Below are 20,036 nucleotides of genomic sequence, written 5' to 3' on the forward strand. Positions count from 1 at the left end.
ATGACATCATGTTGAAGTGGGCGCTCATCCTGGCCGTCGTCGCCATCATCGCCGGGGCCCTGGGCTTCACCGGCATCGCCGGCGCCGCCGCCGGCATCGCCAAGATCCTGTTCTTCCTGTTCCTGATCGGCTTCGTGATCTTCGCGGTGCTGGGCGTGACGGTGTTCAAGAGCGTGACGCGAGACTGAACCGACTAAGGGGCAAGCGATCGTGCGGCGATCACTTGCCCCCTACGGATCGCTTCGCGATCGTCTTCCCCCGGAGGGGGAAGAGGCGCGCCATGCGAGCGTCCTCCGCCCCCTATGGGGGCGGACAGACCGCGAAGCGGTCAGGTGGGGGCAAGTGGGTTAGCCGCTATTTGGCCGAATAGGCCTTCGCCTGCGCCCCGACCACCGCCACCAGATCCCCCATTGTCAGGTTCACGTCGACCAGGTGCAGCCCCCAGTCCCTCAGCGGCTGGCCCAGCACCAGCAGGTCGCCGGGGATCTTGTCGGTGCGCGGATCGGCCGGATCGGGGTGGACGGTCACGGCCAAGTAATCGAAGCCGTCCTGGCTGACGCACTCGGCCGACACCAGGCCGGGCAGCTCGACGAACGGCGTGGCGACCTCCACGCCCTGGGCCCAGACCGTGGCCGGACGCATCTTCGAGCCCATGATCGTGCGGTCGCTGAAATAGCTCCTCACCGTGGCCGAACCACCGGCCAGGGCCGCCGGATTGACGCAGGCGGCCTTCATGCCGGGCTCGGCGACCTTGCCGAAGAACTTGCTGCCGCCGGGCGGCGGGACGTCGGCGCGGAACGAGACGTAGGAGATCACGCAACCGGTCTGGCCGGTCTTGCGACACAGGGGCAGCGAGCCGTAGCTGTCCTTGGCCGGATCGACGGGCGTGTTCATGCCCAGGATCAGGGCCGAGACCAGCTGCTTCTGGACCGGCTTGCCGTCGATCTCCTCCTTGATCAGCCGCAGCAGGATGCGCGAGCCCTGCGAGTGACCGATCAGCACCACGCCCCGGCCGTGGTTGTCGCGGGCCAGATAGTCCTTCCAGGCGGCCAGCACGTCGCCATAGGCCAGCTCGCCGTCGCCGTTCGAGGCCTGGCCCATCATCACCCGGCGCAGGGCCGCGATCGTCACCTGTCGGTAGTTGGGAGCGTACAGCTTGCAGACCGAGCCGAAGCGCGCGAACTGCTGGTCGGCCACGGCCTTTTCCGGCAGGTCCGGCGTCATGTCGCTGTTGCCGCCCGGGTCGGACGACACCGTCGGATAGACGTAGAAGCAGTCGATCGGCGCGTTGGGATCGGCCTTGAAGGTCTCGATGCTGGTCGCGCCATTGGCCTGGATCACCGTGGCGGTCTGGTCGACGGCGCAGGCGTCGGCGCGGCCGGGACGGCACAGCCAGGCCTCGTCCTTGGCGTAGTCGTTGGGGGCTTGCGGCGCGGCGGGCGCGGGCTGGGCGCAGGCGCTCGTGCTCAGGCCGAGCGTGGTGATCAGGCCCAACGCGGCCCACAGCTTGCGTGACATTCCACCCCTCCAACGCTTGTTCGGGACGGAGGATGGCTTGGGCGGGCGTGGAAGGAAAGGCCTTGCGACGCCCCCTGCGTCAGGCCGGCAGCCATCGCCGCGGAAACTTGTCGCCCAGCGCCCGGGCCTCGCCGGGCTTCAGGCCCAGGTCGCGCATCTTGTAGGCCACCACCTCGCGCAACGCCTCGACCGGTTCGCGGCCGCCGGAGGGACTGGAGGCGACGGGGCCGGTCTGCATGGCCAGATCGACGGCGGCCCATTCGGCCTGGGCGCGGTCGGGCTTGCCGACGGCGAAGTAGTGGCGGACGGGCAGGCGCTCGCCGGCGATCTCGACCATCACGCCGACGACCCAGCCTTGAACGATCAGATCGGCGTCGGGGCGCTGGCGTAACATGTCCGCCGATGTAGCAGGTTTCGTCGCCCCGTCACCGTCATCCGATCAGGCGGAAGCCTATCTGGGCGATCAAGGCCAGGACGCCCCACGCCGCCAGCCCCCAGAGGATCAGGCCGATCGGCGGCAGACGGCGTTCGCGCAGGCGGCGGACAAGGTTCTCACGCATGGCGTTTCTCCCGACGGACGCGTCGTTTCGCGCGTCTCGTGGAGAAGCTACGCAATCAACCGGAAGAAAGATGCGTGACCGATAGTCGCGAAATACGTCAGCCCAGATACTGGAACGCCGCCTGGCTGACCAAGCCCAGGGTCAGCCACAGGCCCAGTCCCAAGGCGACATAGAGGACCTTGGGGGTACGCCGGTTACGGTAATGGTGGATCTCGTGTCTCGCCATCGCCCAGCCTCCTGAAACGCATCCTGCGTTCGCGGAGTCAGGAACGAGCGTCGCCACAATTTGGCTGCAAGTGTTAACGCGACCGTGATCGGTTATCCACAACCCTGGCGCGGCGCTTCCGGGACCGCCCGTCCGGCGTCAATGGCGCAGGGCGGCCTCGGCCTCGATCTGCTCGAGGTTCTCGCCATGGGCCATGTCCATCAGCACGCCCATCTGCCGGTCGACGCCCCGCCACACCTCCGGCGGTCCTTCGCCGATCTCGCCGCCGTTCTGGCGGACGTGGTCGAAGATCACGCAGAGCTCCTCCAGCAGGTGCTCGTCCTTGACCGCCAGCAAGGCGATCAGCGCCTTGAGCAGCTTCTCGTTCACCTGGGATCGCAAATCGGCTTGTCGCGCCAGCCGTTCGTCCGTCGCGTTTGTCATTGGGTCGCCTTTTCGTGAACCCCTTGGCGGTTAGGAACGTCCGACGTCGGAATTGGCTTCAACCGCATGTCGAGCAGCCGGGAAATTCCACCGGCGGATCGCGGGTTTGGCCCGATGGCGAGGTCAGGGACTTTTTCGGAGTGTCGCCCGGCGCAGCCGAAAGGACAGCTCCATGCCCGCCAAGACCGTCTCCGCTGGAACCCCCGACATCCTGCCCCGTCCCGACTTCCACTTCACCGGCGAGGTCGGCCGCACCTACAAGGATTCCGATCCGGCCCAGTTCCCCCAGCCCGTGCCGGCGCCCGCCAACGCGCCGAACATCGTGCTGATCCTGCTGGACGACGTGGGTTTCGGCCAGTTCGGCACCTTCGGCGGCGGGGTGCCCTCGCCGACCATGGACCGGCTGGCCAAGGAAGGGCTGCGCTACAACCATTTCCACACCACCGCCCTGTGCAGCCCCACGCGGGCGGCGCTGATCACCGGCCGCAACCACCACTCGACCTCGTTCGCCGGCATCACCGAGCTGGCCACCGGCTATGACGGCTATTGCTGCGTGCTGCCCAGAAACTGCGGCACGGTGGGCGAGGTGCTGCGCCAGAACGGCTACATGACCGCCTGGATCGGCAAGAACCACAACACCCCTACCTGGGAGACCAGCCCCGTCGGCCCGTTCGACCGCTGGGCCAACGGCCTGGGCTTCGACTATTTCTACGGCTTCAACGCCGGCGACATGAGCCACTGGCATCCGGTGCTGTACGAGAACCACAACCTGGTCCCGGCCTCCGAAGAGCCTGACTACCACCTGACCGAGGACCTGGCCGACAAGGCCATCGAGTGGGTGCGGCGGGCGAAAAGCATCGCCCCCGACAAGCCCTTCTTCCTCTATGTCGCCCCCGGCGCCACCCACGCGCCCCACCAGGCGCCACGCGACTGGATCGACAAGTTCAAGGGCCAGTTCGACGAGGGCTGGGACGTCTATCGCCAGCAGACCCTGGAGCGGCAGAAGGCGCTGGGCGTCGTGCCGCCCGACACCCAGCTGACCGAGCGGTCCAAGGGCCTGCCGGCCTGGGACGGGCTCAACGCCGACCAGAAGCGGCTCTACGCCCGGATGATGGAGTGCTTCGCCGGCTACGGCGCCCAGGTCGACGAGGCCATGGGCCGGGTGGTCGACGCGGTGAAGGCCCTGCCCGACGCCGACAACACCGTCATCGTCTATATCGCCGGCGACAACGGCTCGAGCGCCGAGGGCGGGCTGGAGGGCTCGCTGAACGAGAACCTGTTCTTCAACGGCTTCCCCGAGAAGTGGCAGGACAATCTGAAGGCCATCGACGAGCTGGGCGGCCCCAAGCACTTCAACCACTTCCCCTCGTCGTGGGCCCACGCGATGAACACGCCGTTCCAGTGGACCAAGCAGGTGGCCAGCCACTTCGGCGGCACCCGCAATCCGCTGATCATCAGCTGGCCCGAGCGCATCAAGGACAAGGGGTCCTTGCGCGACCAGTTCCTGCACGTGATCGACATCGTGCCCACGCTCTACGAGCTGGCCGGCGTCACCGCGCCGCGCGAGCTGAACGGGGTTGAGCAGAAGCCGATCGAGGGCGTCAGCTTCGCCTTCACCTTCGACGAGGCCAAGGCCCCCAGCAAGCGCCGCACCCAGTATTTCGAGCTGGGCTGCAATCGCGGGCTCTATCACGACGGCTGGATGGCCTCGGCTCCATCCTTCGCGCCGTGGGAGCCCGTGCGCGACGAGAACTGGGATCCCGACAAGGCGGTCTGGGAGCTCTACAAGCTGGATGGCGACTTCTCCCAGGCCATCGACCTGGCCAAGGACCATCCGGACAAGCTGCGCGAGCTGCAGGACCTGTGGTGGGTCGAGGCGGCCAAGTACAGCGTCCTGCCCCTGGACTGGCGCGCGACGATCCGCATGAACGCCGAGGCCATGGGCCGGCCCAATCCCGTCGGCAAGCGCACCAAGGCCGTCTATTACGAAGGCATGACCGCCCTGCCCGGCGCGGCCTGCCTGCCCATGCTCAACAAGTCGTGGACCATCACCGCCGAGGTCGACCTGCCCGACGACCAGGCCAGCGGCATGATCATAACCCAGGGCGGCTCGGAGGGCGGCTACGGCCTCTACCTGCGCGAGGGCAGGCCGGTGTTCGTCTACAACTTCCTGGCCTTCGAGCGGCCCACCTTCACGGGCGAGACGGCCCTGCCGGCCGGCAAGACGGTGATCGAGGTCGCCTTCAAGTATGACGGCGGCGGCATGGGCAAGGGCGGCGAGGTCACGCTCAAGGCCGGCGGCAAGAAAGTCGCCGGCGGGCGCATCGAGCACACGGTGCCGATCCAGTTCGCCATCTTCGAGGGCCTGGACATCGGCCTGGACAACGGCTCGCCCGTCGACTGGACCTACAAGCTGCCGTTCAAGTTCACCGGCAAGATCGACAAGGTGACGGTGGAGGTGTTTCCCGGGAAATAGGGGGCGGGAAACAGGAGGCGACACGCCCCTGAAAACATACGCCCGGACCCGTGCCCGATTGGTCGACGGCCTCTCCACGATCAGTTTGAGCCCGAAGTCACCAGCACGGAGCGTGAAAATGCCCAACGGCAAGCCCAACATCCTGGTCATCTGGGGTGACGACATCGGCATGTGGAACGTGGGGGCCTACACCCACGGCATGATGGGGCGAACCCCCAACATCGACAGCATCGCCAAGGACGGCTGCATCTTCACCGACCACTACGGCCAGCCCAGCTGCACCGCCGGTCGCGCGGCCTTCATCACCGGCCAGTTGCCGGTGCGCACCGGCATGACCACCATCGGCATTCCGGGCTCGACCCGAGGCATCCAGAAGGAAGACCCGACCCTGGCCGAGGTGCTGAAGTCGCAGGGCTACGCCACCGCCCAGTTCGGCAAGAACCACCTGGGCGACCGCAACGAGTTCCTGCCCACCGTCCACGGCTTCGACGAGTGGTTCGGCAACCTCTACCACCTCAACGCCGAGGAGGAGCCCGAGGAGCTGGACTATCCGGGCCAGAAGGAACCCCGACTACACCAAGAAGTTCGGCCCGCGCGGCGTGCTGCACGCCTGGGCCACCGACGTCGACGATCCCACCGACGACGGCATCTTCGGCCTGCGCGGCAAGCAGAAGATCGAAAACACCGGCATGCTGACCCGCAAGCGGATGGAGACCTTCGACGGCGAGGTGCTGGAGCACGCCCTGACCTGGCTGGACAAGGCCGGCAAGGGCGATCAGCCGTTCTTCTGCTGGTTCAACACCACGGCCATCCACATCTTCTCGCACCCGCAGAAGCAGTACCTGCAGGCGGCGGTCGACGAGGGTCGGGCCGAGGAAGACGTGGTCCGCGCCAAGATGCTGGAACACGATGAGCACGTCGGCAAGCTGCTGGCCAAGCTCAAGGACCTGGGGATCGACGACGACACCATCGTCATCTACTCGACCGACAACGGCAACGAGCTGATGCTGTGGCCAGACGGCGGCTACGCCCCGTTCCGCGGCGAGAAGGGCACCACCTGGGAAGGCGGGGTCCGCGTGCCCTGCATCATCAAGTGGCCGGGCAAGATTCCCGCCGGCTCGTCCTCGAACGGCCTGCAGAACCACGAGGACCTCTACCTGACCCTGGCCGAGGCCGGCGGCGCGACGGGCGTGAAGGAGAAGCTGCTGGACGGCTACGTCATGAACGGCGTGACCTACAAGTGCCACCTGGACGGCTTCAACCAGATCGACATGTGGACCGGCAAGAACGAGGCGTCGGCCCGCAAGGCGCACTACTATTACGACGAGACCGACCTGATGGCGGTGCGCGTCAACAATTGGAAGATGCACATCGGGGTCAAGAAGAACGGCAGCTGGTTCACCGAGAAGAGCTATCCCAGCATTCCGTACGTCTTCAACCTGCGCATGGATCCGATGGAGAAGATGGATCCCGAGAGCGAGGAGTGGGGCTATATCGGCCGCAAGTTCTTCGCCTCCAAGCTGTGGGCGCCGAACGCCGGCGCGCCCTACATCGCCGAGCACCTGCAGAGCCTGAAGGCCTATCCGCCTCGCCAGGCCGCCGACACCCTGTCGATGCACAAGGCCCTGGAAAGCGCCATGGCCAAGCTGTCCAACCCGAACGCGGGCTAGAGCGCGCGGCCAAAGAAAAAGGGCGGGACCTTTCGGTCCCGCCCTTCGTCTTGTTCAGCGGGTGCTGACGCGGACTTCTTAGAAGTCCATGTCGCCCATGCCGCCCATGCCGCCGCCCGGAGGGCCACCGGCGCCGCCACCCTTCTTGGGGGCTTCGACGATCGCGGCTTCCGTGGTGATCAGCAGGCCGGCCACCGAGGCGGCGTCTTGCAGAGCCGTGCGGACGACCTTGGCCGGGTCGATGACGCCGTCGGCGATCAGGTCGACATACTGCTCGGTCTGGGCGTTGAAGCCGAAGGTGGCCGAGTCGCTCTCGAGGATCTTGCCCACGACGATCGAGCCTTCCACGCCGGCGTTCTCGGCGATCTGACGGATCGGCGCCTGCAGGGCGCGACGAACGATCGCGATGCCGGCGGTCTGGTCGTCGTTGTCGCCGGTCAGGTTCGCCAGAGACTTGGAAGCCTTCAGCAGAGCCACGCCGCCGCCCGGGACGATGCCTTCGTCGGCGGCCGCGCGGGTCGCGTTGAGGGCGTCGTCGACGCGGTCCTTCTTTTCCTTCACTTCGACTTCGGTCGAGCCGCCGACGCGGATGACCGCAACGCCGCCGGCCAGCTTGGCCAGGCGTTCTTGCAGCTTTTCCTTGTCGTAGTCCGACGTGGTGTCTTCGATCTGGCGCTTGATCTGGGTGATGCGCGCTTCGATCGCGGTCTTCTCGCCGACGCCGTCCACGATGGTGGTGTCGTCCTTGGTGATGGTGACCTTCTTGGCCTTGCCGAGCATGTCGAGCGACACGTTCTCGAGCTTGATGCCCAGGTCTTCCGACACGACTTGAGCGCCGGTCAGGATGGCCAGGTCTTCCAGCATCGCCTTGCGACGATCACCGAAGCCCGGCGCCTTGACGGCGGCGACGCGCAGGCCGCCACGCAGCTTGTTGACCACCAGGGTGGCCAGGGCTTCGCCCTCGACGTCCTCGGCGATGATCACCAGCGGACGGCCCGACTGGACGACGGCTTCCAGCACCGGCAGCAGCGGCTGCAGCGACGAGAGCTTCTTTTCGAACAGCAGGATGAGCGGCTCTTCGAGCTGAACTTCCATCTTGTCGGCGTTGGTGATGAAGTACGGCGACAGGTAGCCGCGGTCGAACTGCATGCCTTCGACTACGTCGAGTTCAGTCTCGGCGGTCTTGGCTTCTTCGACGGTGATGACGCCTTCGTTGCCGACCTTGTCCATGGCGCGAGCGATCATGTCGCCCACTTCCTTGTCGCCGTTGGCCGAGATGGTGCCGACCTGAGCGATTTCGGTGTTGGTGGTGACCTTCTTCGACGACGCCTTGATCTCGGCGACGACGATGGCGACGGCCTTGTCGATGCCGCGCTTCAGGTCCATCGGGTTCATGCCGGCGGCGACCGACTTGAGGCCTTCTTGCACGATGGCTTGGGCCAGGACGGTGGCGGTGGTGGTGCCGTCGCCGGCCTTGTCGTTGGTCTTCGAGGCCACTTCGCGGATCATCTGCGCGCCGAGATTCTCGAACTTGTCAGCCAGTTCGATTTCCTTGGCGACCGAGACGCCGTCCTTGGTCGAGCGCGGGGCGCCGAAGGACTTTTCGATCACGACGTTGCGGCCCTTGGGGCCCAGGGTCACCTTCACCGCGTTGGCGAGGATGTTGACGCCGCGCAGCATCTTGTCGCGCGCGTCCGAGGAGAAATAAACGTCTTTAGCGGCCATGTGTATGAGCCCTTCTAAATGAGAAACTGGAGTTGAAAGCGGGTTGAGGGAGAGAAGCCGTTAGGCCTCGATCACGCCCAGGACGTCGCTTTCCTTCATGATCAGCAGGTCTTGACCGTCGACCTTTACTTCGCTGCCCGACCACTTGCCGAACAGGATCTTGTCGCCGGCCTTCAGGTCCAGGGCGACGACGTCGCCCTTGTCGTTACGGGCGCCGGGGCCGACGGCGACGACTTCGCCTTCTTGCGGCTTTTCCTTGGCGGTGTCGGGGATGATGATCCCGCCCTTGGTTTTGGTTTCTTCTTCGACACGCTTCACCAGGACGCGGTCGCCAAGAGGACGAAACTTCATTGGGGTCTTCTCCGTCGGGACGGTTATAATTACGGTTCGTCGGCCAGCGGGGAGCGTCGCTGTTAGCAGTCGCTCCCATCGAGTGCCAACGCCGGGCAGGAGTTAGGACTGGCCGTGGGGGGAGTCAAGGACGAGGCCCGCCGATTAGTTGTGGGCGAAACCGGCCTCCCGTCCGCCTCAGGCCCGCCAATGCTCCGGCGGCGGACATAGATAGGGAAGAAGACGGCGGCATGAAGACGATCGCGATCACGGCGGCCCTGTTTCTGCTCGGAGCCTGCGCCACCACCCCGCCGCCGCCCACCCGCACGGTGACCGATGTCGACGCCGACGCCGGCGCGGTCGAGCTGGCGCGCGGCCAGGACCTGGAAATCGCCCTGCCGCTGAACGCCGGGACGGGTTACGCCTGGAGACTGGACCGCGAGGCCCCGCCCGCCGTACTGTCCGGCGGCTCCAGCTTCGTGACCGACGCCCGGGCGGCCGGCGCGCCGGTCCGCACGGTCTATCGCTACACGGCCGTGGCGCGCGGCAAGACCGACCTGGCCTTCACCCTCAAGCGCCCCTGGGAGCCCGACGCCCCCGGCGACCGCAAGGTGGTGTTCCACATCTCGGTGCGCTGAACCCGCCTTCGAGGCCGTCCTTTTTTCAGAGCTCGCCCCTGGCGCGGACGGGGAAACTTGGTCTTGATGCATCGGCGGCGACGGCCGCCAGGCTTCACGACCGAAAGGACCCGCGATGATCGACCACATCGGATTGCGCGTCACCGACCTGGCCAGGTCCAAGACCTTCTACGACGCGGCCTTCGCGCCGCTGGGCGTCGACATCGTGATGAGCGTCAGCGCCGAGGAAAGCGGCGGCGTGGCCCATCTGGGCTACGGCCCGCGCGCCGACGGCCGCGACATCCAGGCCGGCAAGCCCAGCTTCTGGATCAGCGAGGACCCGGACCTGACCGGGCCCATGCACGTGGCGTTCACGGCCCCGACGCGGGCGGCGGTCGACCGCTTCCACGCGGCCGCCCTGGCCGCCGGCGGCACGGACAACGGACCGCCCGGACTTCGGCCGCATTATCACCCCAACTACTATGGAGCCTTCGTGCTCGACCCGGACGGCCGCAATGTCGAGGCCGTCTGCCATGCGCCCGCCTAGAGCGCCGGAGACCCAACAAGCGTGACGATTTCGAGCTACGGCCTTTCGCTCGTCCTGGCGATGATCGCCTGCGTGATCGGCGGCGTGCAGGGCGGCCTGACCCTGGCGCGGCCCGGCTCGGTCCTGGGCCTGACCGCCCTGGAGGACGAGGACGACGAGAACGCCGCGCCGTCTTCTCCGCGAACGGAGGGGCGCGCCCTGGGCGGGCTGCTGATCCTGTCGCACGCCACCGCGGCCCTGTTCCTGGGCTACCAGTCGAACGTCGGAGCGGCCATGGCCTTCGCCCTGGCCATGGCCTGGCTGGGCGCGGCCCTGGGCCGCGCGATCTCGGCCCTGGTCGACGGGGCTCGTGACCGGTTCAACCTTGGCAGCCTGGCCTTCGAGATCATGATCGCCGCCACCCTGTCCCTGCCCTTCTTCAACGCCGGCAGGCTGGTGGTGCTGCGCGGGCACGGGATGCTGGTCTAGGGGTTTTTGAACCCTCTCCCCATGGGAGAGGGTTCGCTCTAAGGTCCTTCCATGACCCAACGCCCCTTCGCCCGCCGCGAGCTGCTGATCGGCGCCGGCCTGCTGGCCGCCTTCCCCGCCGCCGCCCAGGTCGCCGCGCTCGCCCCGGCGCCCAAGCCGCCGGTCTATGTCGCCATCGACACCCCGCAGGGCCGGATCGTCATCGAGCTGGCCGTCGCCCAGGCCCCGATCACCACCGCCAACTTCCTGCGCTATGTCGACCGCAAGCTCTATGACAAGGCGACCTTCTTCCGGGCCTCGCGGGCGCCGGGCGCGGTGGACTACGGCCTGATCCAGGGCGGACTTCAGAACGTCGGCGCCCTGCCGCCGGTGGCCCACGAACCCACCAGCCAGACCGGCCTCAAGCACGTGGACGGCACGGTCTCGATCGCCCGCACCGCGCCGGGCACGGCCACCTCGGACTTCTTCATCTGCATCGGCGACGCGCCCTATCTGGACGCCAATCCGGCGGCGACCGGCGACAACCTCGGCTTCGCCGCCTTCGGCCGCGTGGTCCAGGGCATGGACGTGGCCAAGAAGATCCTGGCCCTGCCCACCCCCGGCAAGGCGATCAACCCGGTCATGAAAGGCCAGATCCTCGACCCGCCCGTCCCGATCACCTTGGCCCGCCGCGTGCCGGCGCCCGTGGGGCCGGACGTGACGGCGCCGCCGAAGCTCTAGCGCACCGGGCAGGCCACCCACTGGTAGGCGCGGGCCATCACGCCGCCGTCGCCGCGGACCAGCATCAGACCGCTGGCCTCGGCGCCGCCGTCCGTGACGTTCGAGCAGCCGCCCGAACGGATCTGGGCCGAATAGCTGTGCTTGCGGTCGGCCTTGTAGGTCCCGTCCGGATTGACCCAGATGTCGGCGAACGAATAGCGGATCGGACCGCCGCCGCTGACCCGCGCGCCCGGGCCGTAGGGACGCTCCAGCACCAGGACCTCGGCCTTGGGGACCTTGCGGGCGCGCATCCAGCCGATCACGTCGGTGAAGCAGGCGTCGCCCAGCAGTTGCTCGCCGCGTTCGGCGCATCCCGGGCGGTTGCCCTGGACCACCGGCATCGTCACGCCATAGGCCTCGAACACCGCCACCGGCGCGGGCGCGGGCGGCGCGCCGCAGCCGGCCAGGGCCCGCTCGTGGACCAGCTCGCCAGGCTCGACCTCGAAGTCGACGGGGCTAGTCAGGGCGCAGCCGGCCGGGGTGGACAGGCTGGACTTGTCGAACCAGCGCTTGTCGGCCTTGAAGCCCGCCTTGCCCTTGCGCTTCAGCACATATTGCTCGGTTTCCTTGTCGACCAGCACCACGCCGGGCGCGACCGGCCGCTTGGCGCCGATGACGTCCAGCTCCTTGAACGCGGGCTGGGACGCCAGCACGGCGATGCCGGCCGCGAAGCAGATCCCGTCGCGCAGGGCCGCGTCGGGCGGACAGTCCGGACGCGGGGCGGCCAGTTGGCGCGGCGCGCCGGTGACCGCCACGACGGCGGTGGCCGGCCAGCGCTCGCCCGGTTCGTTCGCCCCGATCGGCGGCAGGCGCGGACCACCATAGCCGATCGGCGGAACCGGCCCGCCGCAGCTGACGGTCTGGAGCTCGCGCGCCACCAGCTGGCCGTCGCGCAGGTCGAGCCGGTAGTCGACGCCTCGGCCCGCGCCATAGCAGTCGCGCGGGACCCGCACCGACGAGGTCGGCAGGGTCACCGGCCGGAAGCTCGGCCCGCCGGTCAGGGACACGTCATAGAGCCGGTAGGCCCGGTCGATCGGACCCGAGATCACCGTCCCCGCCCCGCCGCCGGCGCCCGGCGCGGTCAGGACCAGGGTGCTTGTCGCGCCCCGCGCCTTCATGCCGCTCACCACCTGGTCCAGGCAGGCGCCGTCGGGCAGCAGCAAGGTCTTGGAACATTTCGGATTGGGCGTGGCCACCGGCAGGGTCGCGCCCAGCACGTCGCGCAGCTCGCCATAGACGGGGTCGCGGATCAGCCGCATCTCTGAGGTCTGGGCCGCGGCCGCCCCCGCCGTCAGCGTCGCCGCCGCCAGGGCGGCCAGCATCGCCCCGCGCTTCATCTTCGTCATAGCCGCCCCCGGGGTTGTCGCGGGAAGATTGCAACCTTGACCGTGAAAGGCAATGCCGCCACCTGCCGCCAGCTGCTGACACGACCTGTCAGCAGGCCCCCTAGCCGGAACCGCCCACAGCCCTTACCTTCCACGCCATGGCCCGCACCCCCACGACCGAACTCGGCGCCCCGTCTCCGGGTGTTGCCGACGCCTCGACGCCTTTCATCTACGACGCCGCCCTGGAAGCCGAGGTCGACGCGGCTTCCGGCATGCCCATGCTGTGGCAGCCGCACCGTCCCGCGCGGCCGGAGAAGTCGGAAGGCGGCAAGAAGTTCAAGCTGGTCTCCGAGTACCAGCCCGCCGGCGACCAGCCGACCGCCATCGCCGAACTGGTGGCCGGTCTCGAGGGCAAGGAAAACGATCAGGTCCTGCTGGGCGTCACCGGCTCGGGCAAGACCTTCACCATGGCCAAGGTCATCGAGGCCACCCAGCGCCCGGCCCTGATCCTGGCCCCGAACAAGACCCTGGCCGCCCAGCTGTACAGCGAGATGAAGTCGTTCTTCCCGGAGAACGCGGTCGAGTATTTCGTCAGCTACTACGACTATTACCAGCCGGAAGCCTACGTCCCGCGCACCGACACCTACATAGAGAAGGACAGCTCGATCAACGAGCAGATCGACCGCATGCGCCACTCGGCGACGCGGGCGATCCTGGAGCGCGACGACGTCATCGTCGTGGCCTCGGTCAGCTGCATCTACGGCATCGGCTCGGTCGAGACCTATACGGCCATGACCTTCACGCTCGACGTCGGCCAGACCATCAACGAGAAGCAGATGATGGCCGACCTGGTCGCCCAGCAGTACAAGCGCAACGACGCCGCCTTCGAGCGCGGCACGTTCCGCCGCCGCGGCGACACCATCGAGATCTTCCCCGCCCACTACGAGGACCGCGCCTGGCGCGTCTCGCTGTTCGGCGACGAGGTCGAGGCGATCAGCGAGTTCGACCCGCTGACCGGCAAGAAGACCGGCGACCTGGAAAGCATCAAGGTCTACGCCAACAGCCACCACGTCACCCCGCGCCCCACCCTGCGCCAGGCGATCATCAGCATCCGCGCCGAGCTCAAGGAGCGCCTGGCCTGGCTGGAGGCCAACGGCAAGCTGCTGGAGGCCCAGCGCCTGGAGCAGCGGACCAATTTCGACCTGGAGATGATCGAGACCACCGGCTCCTGCGCCGGCATCGAGAACTACAGCCGCTACCTGTCGGGCCGCCGGCCGGGCGAGCCGCCGCCGACCTTCTTCGAATACATCCCCGACAACGCCCTGCTGTTCACCGACGAGAGCCACCAGACGGTTCCGCAGATCGGCGCCATGTACAAGGGCGACCGCAACCGCAAATGGACCCTGGCCGAGTACGGCTTCCGCCTGCCCAGCGCCCTGGACAACCGCCCCCTCAAGTTCGAGGAATGGGACGCCATGCGCCCGCAGTCGGTGCACGTCAGCGCCACCCCGGCCAAGTGGGAGCTGGAGCGGGCCGGCGGCGTCTTCGCCGAGCAGGTGATCCGCCCCACCGGCCTGATCGACCCGCCGGTCGAGGTCCGCCCGGTCTCCAAGGACGGCGCCAGCCAGGTTGACGACGTGGTCGACGAGATCCGCCAGGCCAAGGCCGCCGGCTACCGCACCCTGGTCACCGTCCTGACCAAGAAGATGGCCGAGGACCTGACCGAATACCTCAACGAGCAGGGCATCGCCGTGCGCTACATGCACAGCGACGTCGACACCATGGAGCGGATCGAGATCATCCGCGACCTGCGCCTGGGCATGTTCGACGTGCTGGTCGGCATCAACCTGCTGCGCGAGGGCCTGGACATCCCCGAATGCGGCCTGGTGGCCATCCTCGACGCCGACAAGGAAGGCTTCCTGCGCTCGGAGACCTCGCTGATCCAGACCATCGGCCGCGCCGCCCGCAACGTCGACGGCAAGGTCATCCTCTACGCCGACCGGATCACCGGCAGCATGGAGCGGGCCATGGAGGAGACCGCCCGCCGCCGCGAGAAGCAGCACGCCTACAATCTCGAGCACGGCATCACGCCCGAGAGCGTCAAGCGCGACATCAAGGACATCCTCAACAGCCCCTACGAGCGCGGCGACCGCGTGCTGGTGCCGATCGGCGGCATCGGCGAGGGCAAGGACGCCAAGCCGTTCAGCGGCGACAACTTCAAGGCCGCGCTGAAGGACATGGAGACCCGCATGCGCGAGGCGGCGGCGAACCTGGAGTTCGAGACGGCCGCGCGGCTGCGGGACGAGATCAAGCGGATGAAGCTGATGGATCTGGAGTTCGCCAACGAGGCCCTGACCGCCCCGGGCGAGGCGGTGGACAAGGCGATGCCCAAGCGCGTGCGCCAGGAGCTAAGAGCGGAGCAGGCGGAGGCGTTTCGGAAGGGAAGGCTGTAGGGGCGGTACTCTACTGAAGGGGAGCAGGGAGACCCGCGCGAAGCGTGGAAGGACGAGGGGTTACGCCCCCAGCGACCCGCCATCCACCTCCCCCGTCGCCGACTATGGCTGGCCTTTAACCTCCACCAATATAGGCCCACCGCCTCCAGTGTAGATAAGGTCAAAAATTTGCGCAGCAGCCTGAAGCCATTTGGCCCTATCTCCTGTTGCCCATTCCGTTTTTGCCTCAGGTAGAGTCTCCAGGAGACCTTGGATAAAGGGATGGAGAACGGCTACTGGTGCGGAAACCACCACGGGATTCTGAACCGGAGCAACATTCGATTCATCTCGCCTGACACTATCATCTCCGCTCCCACCTCCAATAATAACCGGCTGGACGAGACGATCTTCTGCGGAAGTAGGAAAGAATCCTGCAGTTCGGGCCGACCTATCAAATGTGTGGCGAGCCTTGTCCCGCTGCTTGGAAGCTACGCCAAACTGAACAAATGCCTGCTCAAGGCCAACCGGCCTAGGAGGTAACTGACGCCCTTTGAAGCTATCGTAGACCTTTCTATAGAGTTCAACTTTGAGGAAAGCTTGAGCTTTAGCGGATCTCTCCCTCGCAGGGTCCAAGATTTCAAACCCAAGTTCCGTAAGCTGGAACCGGCCACCAACGTTATCAATCAACCCGAACATGCGAGCTGCGCTGACTTTTACGGCGAAGTTCCCCCCACTTGGGGACAGGTTGAGCGCTGCACCAAGCTGATCTCGATCTAGCGGAACACCGCCTGCCGCATGCATGGCCCGGGCGATCTCGATGGAATCGTCTAGGTCGTAGTAGGGGAAGGCAACTTTCGAGATTTCTCGGGCCACCTTCGCCCCATCGTTTGCGTCATCAGACACCAAGATCACCTTCCTGGTGATTGGGCGCGGGGTTCCCCCGCGCCACAGGTGTGAATGGAGAAGGGTGCGCAACCGCGAACGCCAGTTGCGCACCCAGAGTCAGCCCTCCGTTACAGCCGGAGGAAATAGGTGCGCTGACGCGAGACGCGGCGGACACGAACACGGCGGAGCCTGTGAACGAGCTTGCGCTTGACGCGCATGAGAGCCTCCTCTTTCGAGGTCGATCCCCTTGATAGAAAGCCGAAAGTATGCCAGTATCTGAGCGCGCCACTTACAAGCGCTCCGAGACCACAAACTCGGATATCTACGGGCCAAGGGGAACTATCCTTGCCCTAGACCATCTTTCCAGAGACCCTGCTTTAGGTGGTACGAACACCTCGGCGGGGTCTCTGGATTCTGGCCCTCAGCTTTACTGCCCTATTTCCAGCCATTTAGCAAGCGATCTGGCCAGCCGATGCATGCGCAGATCGGCTTTAGCTTCACCGTAGTATTGCCGTTCGCTAAATAAATTCTCCCTGAATTAGCGAACTTAAAATTTATCGTGTTGTTTTTATTGCTTTTTTTCTCAGTTTATAAACTGAAATTCCGCAATCGTTATGGTCAAGCTTTGGCAGACTGACGGCCTGAAAGCTACTGCGCCCACTTTCATTTGCCTCTGCGAAAGCGATTCGTTTCAGGCCGACACTCTACCCACTCCTTCATCTCTCGTAGGCAGCAGCGTGCCGGTCTGGACAGGTCAGTCAAGGACTGGCCTGCGGCCAGCCGCGACGCGGCGGCGCGGAGCGCCGTCCTTGAGTGACCTGTCCAGACCGGCGATCGTCTCGCCGTGAGATGAAAGGTTGGCTCCCCTTCGCGAGGAAAGGAACGCGCCTACTTCGCGTCCGCCTCGGCGAAGAACACCTGGGGACTGACCTCCAGCCCGCGCGCGATGCGGACGATGTTCACGAGGGCCACGTTGCGTTCGCCGCGTTCGATGCCGCCGATGTAGGTGCGGTCCAGGCCGCAGATCAGCGCCAGGCCTTCTTGCGAGACGCCAGCCGCCGTCCGCAGCGCGCGGAGGCGTTCGCCGAATCGTTTCTTGATGACGGCCTCGTCCGCGTCCATGGCGGCATTTGCCGCGAGGCGATGCCTATGGGTCCACGGACTATAGGTATCGTTCGCTCACCGAACTCGCGCGCGCCAAACACACGCCCCGCTTGCATTGAACAATCATGATGACTATAAGCATCCGGACTATAAGTATCGGAAGGCCGCATCATGAAACCCACCGCCGGAGCCCACCCCGTCGACGTCCATGTCGGCCGCGCCGTGCGGCTGCGGCGCAAGCTGCGGGGGTTGAGCCAGCAGGCGCTGGCCGAGCGGATCGGGCTGACCTTCCAGCAGGTGCAGAAGTACGAGACCGGCGCCAACCGGATCAGCGCCTCGGCGCTGCACACCATCGCCGGCGGCCTTCTTCGAGGGTCTGCCGGAGACGGTCGACGGCGCCAGGACCGGCCGCCAGGGCGATGCGGGGCTGTCGCTGACGGCGCGGATGCTGGGCGCGCCCGGCGGGCTGGCCCTGGCCGAGGCGTGGCTCGACCTGCCGCCCGGCCCGCTGCGTCACCGCCTGGCGGCCCTGGTCCAGACGACGGCGGCGATGCTGCGCAACCAGACGCCGCGTGATCTGTCCGAGGCCGGCGACCGCCTCGCCGCGGGATAGCGCGACGCCTTCCCCGCGCGGACGGCGTCACTCCAGCGTCACGCGGCGACGCCACTATGGGTGGAGCCGCCGAACGTCGTGGCGAGTCCGCGGAGCCTGTCTTGAGCGAGAGCATCGATCCCCGCCACTTCCAGCCCGCCCTGCCGCTGCCCGGAGGCTATTCTCGCGACCAGATCCTGCGGTCCCTGCTCAGCTTCTCGATCGACGGCGGCGCGGGCGGGGAGCTGGAAGGCTACGCGCGAGAGGACTGCGACCGCTTTCTCCACACGCTGAGCCTGGTTCCCGAGGGGCCTCTGCGGATCCTGGAGATCGGGGCCAATCCCTATTTCCTGACCTATCTGCTGAAGCTGTTCCGCCCCTCGGCCGAGGTGACCCTGGTCAACTATTTCGGCGCCGGCGACAGCGGCGGCGTGTCCCGCCAATCGCTCCGCGCGCGCCATCCCGGCGGCGAGTGGGACGACGTGCTGAGCCTCGACTTCCACATCGTCAACATCGAGGACGCCGAGCTTCCGTTCGCGGACGCCTCGTTCGACCTGGTGCTCTATTGCGAGGTCATCGAGCACATGACCCGCGATCCCCTGTCGACGATCCTCAAGCTGAAGAAGACGCTGAAGCCGGAGGGGCGGATCATCGTGACCACGCCGAACGTGGCGCGGCTGGAAAACGTGGCGCGCCTGATCGCCGGCGCCAACCTGTACGATCCCTATTCCGGGTACGGACCGTATGGGCGTCATAACCGCGAATACACCCGGCACGAGCTGCACCATCTGCTGAAATACTGCGGCTTCGTCGAGGAGGCGTTCTTCACCGCCGACGTCCACGACAATCACGCCGGCCATTTCTCGGACGTGTCGAAATTCGCCGACCTGTTGAGGGGTCGGGCCCACGACCTGGGCCAGTACCTGTTCACCCGCTGCGTCAACGCCGGGCCGGCGCCGACACGGCTGCCAACCTGGCTCTATCGCAGCTACGCGCCCGACAGGCTGGATGATCGCCACGGCGCATAGCCGGTCCTCGCCCGCCCCTACTCCCCCCGCTTCAACCGCTCGCGATACGCGCCCGAGCTGGCCACATAGCCCTCGGCGTCGCCATAGGCCTGGAAGGCGCGATAGCGCTCGTGCACGCCCTTGACCTTCAGGGCGTGCTTGATCGGGCACCAGTACTGCTCGGTGCGGGCGGTGATCTCGCGGGCGTAGGCGATGACGCCGTTGCCGTAGCCGCAGAACACGCAGTTGAGCTTCTGCACCGGGTTCAGATAGCCCAGCCGGTGGCGGTCGATGACCACGTATTCGGACCGCTTGACCCGGGCGATGCCCCAGGCGGTGAAGCAGCCCAGCTGGTAGAGGCTGACGCTGAGGTCGAGGATCATCAGCGGCAGGGCCATGCCGTAGATCAGCGGCATGGTCAGCAGGGTGGGCCACGGGGTGCGGGCCACGTTCATGCCCTTGCGATGGGCTTTCTGGCGGCGCAGGGCGTCGGCCTTGAAGCAGGGCTTGCCGGCCTCGATCACCAGCCCGGCCTCGGCCGCCTTGGCGGCGTCCCGCGCGGCGAAGGCCGCCTCGATCTGCGCCTCCACGGCGCGCAGGCGGTCGATCAGCTGTTCGAGGGTTTCGTCGGCCATGGGGGTCTCCTGGCCGAAGCATGGCGCGAGTCGCGACTTGCCCCCACCTGGCGGCTTCGCCGCCTGTCCGCCCCCTTAGGGGGCGGAGGACGAACGCACGACGCCCTCTTCCCCCTATGGGGGAAGACGACCGCGAAGCGGTCCGTAGGGGGCAAGTGCTCGCCGCACGGCCCAGCTCTTGCTCAGCTCCACTCACAACGCACCATTTCGAGACAAGGCCGCCGCCATGTTCGCCAAGAAGAAAGACACCGCTCCCGCCCCGGCCTTCACGCCGTTGGCCATGGAGCCCGCCCCGCAAGCCGCTCAAGCCCCGACGCCCGCCCCGCCGCCGCGTCCCAAGCCGGCCTCGATGATCGCCCAGGGCGTCGCCATCAAGGGCGACGTGATGGGCGACGGCGAGGTGCACCTGGACTGCGTGCTGCAGGGCGACATCCGCGTGGGCAAGCTGGTCCTGGGTCCCAACGCCCGGGTCGAGGGCGCGCTCCAGGCCCAGGTCATCGAGATCCACGGCCGGGTGACCGGCACGGTCTGCGCCAAGCAGGTGCGTCTTTATGGGACGGCCGTGGTCGATGGCGACATCACCCACGAGCAGCTGGCCATGGAGACCGGCGCCCAGTTCCAGGGCCGCAGCCTGAAGTTCCAGCGTCCGGTGGCGGCGCCCGTGGCGACCCCGGCGCCTGTTCCGGCGGCGCCCGCCGCCCACGCGCCCGCCATGGCCGTCTATCCGGGCTGATCGC

Annotated in this window: 22 protein-coding genes and 2 pseudogenes; 13 read left to right on the plus strand and 11 right to left on the minus strand. The window is 66.8% G+C overall.

All coding sequences use genetic code 11. The features are described 5' to 3' along the window. The first annotated feature begins 8 nt into the window (after nucleotides 1-8). A complete protein-coding gene (locus G3M62_RS20850; protein ID WP_165190474.1) occupies nucleotides 9-188 on the plus strand; it encodes a DUF1328 domain-containing protein in 180 nt (59 codons plus the stop codon). A 166-nt stretch (nucleotides 189-354) separates the two neighbouring features. Here G3M62_RS20850 and G3M62_RS20855 read toward each other — a convergent pair whose 3' ends face one another. The 5 genes from G3M62_RS20855 to G3M62_RS20865 all read right to left on the minus strand — a co-directional run bounded on the left by G3M62_RS20855 (nucleotide 355) and on the right by G3M62_RS20865 (nucleotide 2,727). Further along, nucleotides 355-1,518 carry a DUF3089 domain-containing protein gene (locus G3M62_RS20855; protein ID WP_165190475.1) on the minus strand — a complete coding sequence of 388 codons (1,164 nt, stop codon included), beginning with the start codon at nucleotides 1,516-1,518 and terminating at the stop codon, nucleotides 355-357. A 79-nt stretch (nucleotides 1,519-1,597) separates the two neighbouring features. Then, nucleotides 1,598-1,912: a hypothetical protein gene (locus tag G3M62_RS20860; RefSeq protein ID WP_165190476.1), complete on the minus strand. Its 315-nt coding sequence runs from the start codon at nucleotides 1,910-1,912 to the stop codon at nucleotides 1,598-1,600. Between the two features lie 37 nt (nucleotides 1,913-1,949). Next, nucleotides 1,950-2,078 carry a hypothetical protein gene (locus tag G3M62_RS26640; protein ID WP_246263363.1) on the minus strand — a complete coding sequence of 43 codons (129 nt, stop codon included), beginning with the start codon at nucleotides 2,076-2,078 and terminating at the stop codon, nucleotides 1,950-1,952. Between the two features lie 97 nt (nucleotides 2,079-2,175). Further along, on the minus strand, nucleotides 2,176-2,304 hold the full coding sequence (locus G3M62_RS26645; protein WP_246263364.1) for a hypothetical protein: 129 nt from the start codon (nucleotides 2,302-2,304) through the stop codon (nucleotides 2,176-2,178). A gap of 138 nt (nucleotides 2,305-2,442) precedes the next feature. Continuing rightward, on the minus strand, nucleotides 2,443-2,727 hold the full coding sequence (locus G3M62_RS20865; RefSeq protein ID WP_165190477.1) for a hypothetical protein: 285 nt from the start codon (nucleotides 2,725-2,727) through the stop codon (nucleotides 2,443-2,445). 172 nt (nucleotides 2,728-2,899) lie between these two features. Between G3M62_RS20865 and G3M62_RS20870 the strand changes: the two genes are divergently transcribed. From G3M62_RS20870 to G3M62_RS20875, 3 genes and pseudogenes are all read left to right on the plus strand, one after another. After that, on the plus strand, nucleotides 2,900-5,203 hold the full coding sequence (locus tag G3M62_RS20870; RefSeq protein ID WP_165190478.1) for an arylsulfatase: 2,304 nt from the start codon (nucleotides 2,900-2,902) through the stop codon (nucleotides 5,201-5,203). Nucleotides 5,204-5,372: 169 nt separating this feature from the next. Beyond that, nucleotides 5,373-5,696 (plus strand): annotated as a pseudogene (locus tag G3M62_RS27005) (sulfatase-like hydrolase/transferase); the annotation flags it as partial. A 106-nt stretch (nucleotides 5,697-5,802) separates the two neighbouring features. Further along, nucleotides 5,803-6,873 (plus strand): sulfatase-like hydrolase/transferase, encoded by a 1,071-nt coding sequence (locus G3M62_RS20875; RefSeq protein WP_205691918.1) that lies wholly within the window; start codon nucleotides 5,803-5,805, stop codon nucleotides 6,871-6,873. Nucleotides 6,874-6,951: 78 nt separating this feature from the next. Here the strand turns inward: G3M62_RS20875 and groL are convergent, their stop codons facing one another. Further along, nucleotides 6,952-8,598 (minus strand): chaperonin GroEL, encoded by a 1,647-nt coding sequence (gene groL, locus G3M62_RS20880; RefSeq protein WP_165190479.1) that lies wholly within the window; start codon nucleotides 8,596-8,598, stop codon nucleotides 6,952-6,954. Nucleotides 8,599-8,658: 60 nt separating this feature from the next. Further along, a complete protein-coding gene (groES, locus tag G3M62_RS20885) occupies nucleotides 8,659-8,949 on the minus strand; it encodes a co-chaperone GroES (RefSeq protein ID WP_165190480.1) in 291 nt (96 codons plus the stop codon). Nucleotides 8,950-9,179: 230 nt separating this feature from the next. Here groES and G3M62_RS20890 point away from each other — a divergent pair, with 230 nt between their 5' ends. From G3M62_RS20890 to G3M62_RS20905, 4 genes are all read left to right on the plus strand, one after another. Beyond that, nucleotides 9,180-9,566: a protease inhibitor I42 family protein gene (locus tag G3M62_RS20890; RefSeq protein ID WP_165190481.1), complete on the plus strand. Its 387-nt coding sequence runs from the start codon at nucleotides 9,180-9,182 to the stop codon at nucleotides 9,564-9,566. Between the two features lie 115 nt (nucleotides 9,567-9,681). After that, nucleotides 9,682-10,092 carry a VOC family protein gene (locus tag G3M62_RS20895; RefSeq protein ID WP_165190482.1) on the plus strand — a complete coding sequence of 137 codons (411 nt, stop codon included), beginning with the start codon at nucleotides 9,682-9,684 and terminating at the stop codon, nucleotides 10,090-10,092. 60 nt (nucleotides 10,093-10,152) lie between these two features. Further along, nucleotides 10,153-10,560, plus strand: a complete 408-nt coding sequence (locus G3M62_RS20900) for a DUF4345 family protein (protein WP_165191390.1) — start codon at nucleotides 10,153-10,155, stop codon at nucleotides 10,558-10,560. A gap of 51 nt (nucleotides 10,561-10,611) precedes the next feature. Next, a complete protein-coding gene (locus tag G3M62_RS20905; RefSeq protein WP_165190483.1) occupies nucleotides 10,612-11,280 on the plus strand; it encodes a peptidylprolyl isomerase in 669 nt (222 codons plus the stop codon). Here the strand turns inward: G3M62_RS20905 and G3M62_RS20910 are convergent. Continuing rightward, nucleotides 11,277-12,665, minus strand: coding sequence for a hypothetical protein (locus G3M62_RS20910; RefSeq protein ID WP_246263365.1), 1,389 nt, complete (start codon nucleotides 12,663-12,665; stop codon nucleotides 11,277-11,279). The two genes, G3M62_RS20905 and G3M62_RS20910, sit on opposite strands and share 4 nt — an antisense overlap. Before the next feature lie 137 nt (nucleotides 12,666-12,802). Between G3M62_RS20910 and uvrB the strand changes: the two genes are divergently transcribed. Next, nucleotides 12,803-15,097 carry an excinuclease ABC subunit UvrB gene (gene uvrB, locus G3M62_RS20915; RefSeq protein ID WP_165190484.1) on the plus strand — a complete coding sequence of 765 codons (2,295 nt, stop codon included), beginning with the start codon at nucleotides 12,803-12,805 and terminating at the stop codon, nucleotides 15,095-15,097. Nucleotides 15,098-15,199: 102 nt separating this feature from the next. On the opposite strand, the gene G3M62_RS20920 is transcribed toward uvrB, so the two are convergent. Next, entirely contained in the window at nucleotides 15,200-15,982 is a 783-nt protein-coding gene (locus G3M62_RS20920; RefSeq protein WP_165190485.1) for a hypothetical protein, read from the minus strand. A gap of 867 nt (nucleotides 15,983-16,849) precedes the next feature. Beyond that, on the minus strand, nucleotides 16,850-17,083 hold the full coding sequence (locus G3M62_RS20925) for a helix-turn-helix domain-containing protein (RefSeq protein WP_165190486.1): 234 nt from the start codon (nucleotides 17,081-17,083) through the stop codon (nucleotides 16,850-16,852). Between the two features lie 153 nt (nucleotides 17,084-17,236). Here G3M62_RS20925 and G3M62_RS26650 point away from each other — a divergent pair. The 3 genes and pseudogenes from G3M62_RS26650 to G3M62_RS20935 form a co-directional block, all read left to right on the plus strand. Continuing rightward, nucleotides 17,237-17,362: pseudogene (locus tag G3M62_RS26650) on the plus strand (helix-turn-helix domain-containing protein); the annotation flags it as partial. 148 nt (nucleotides 17,363-17,510) lie between these two features. Beyond that, entirely contained in the window at nucleotides 17,511-17,678 is a 168-nt protein-coding gene (locus tag G3M62_RS26655; RefSeq protein ID WP_246263627.1) for a hypothetical protein, read from the plus strand. A 101-nt stretch (nucleotides 17,679-17,779) separates the two neighbouring features. Then, nucleotides 17,780-18,685, plus strand: coding sequence for a class I SAM-dependent methyltransferase (locus tag G3M62_RS20935; protein WP_165190487.1), 906 nt, complete (start codon nucleotides 17,780-17,782; stop codon nucleotides 18,683-18,685). Nucleotides 18,686-18,702: 17 nt separating this feature from the next. On the opposite strand, the gene G3M62_RS20940 is transcribed toward G3M62_RS20935, so the two are convergent. Further along, entirely contained in the window at nucleotides 18,703-19,299 is a 597-nt protein-coding gene (locus tag G3M62_RS20940) for a hypothetical protein (RefSeq protein ID WP_165190488.1), read from the minus strand. Nucleotides 19,300-19,525: 226 nt separating this feature from the next. Between G3M62_RS20940 and G3M62_RS20945 the strand changes: the two genes are divergently transcribed. Beyond that, nucleotides 19,526-20,032, plus strand: coding sequence for a bactofilin family protein (locus G3M62_RS20945; RefSeq protein ID WP_165190489.1), 507 nt, complete (start codon nucleotides 19,526-19,528; stop codon nucleotides 20,030-20,032). Nucleotides 20,033-20,036 lie beyond the last annotated feature (4 nt).

It is taken from the genome of Caulobacter soli (assembly GCF_011045195.1).
Lineage (GTDB): Bacteria > Pseudomonadota > Alphaproteobacteria > Caulobacterales > Caulobacteraceae > Caulobacter > Caulobacter soli.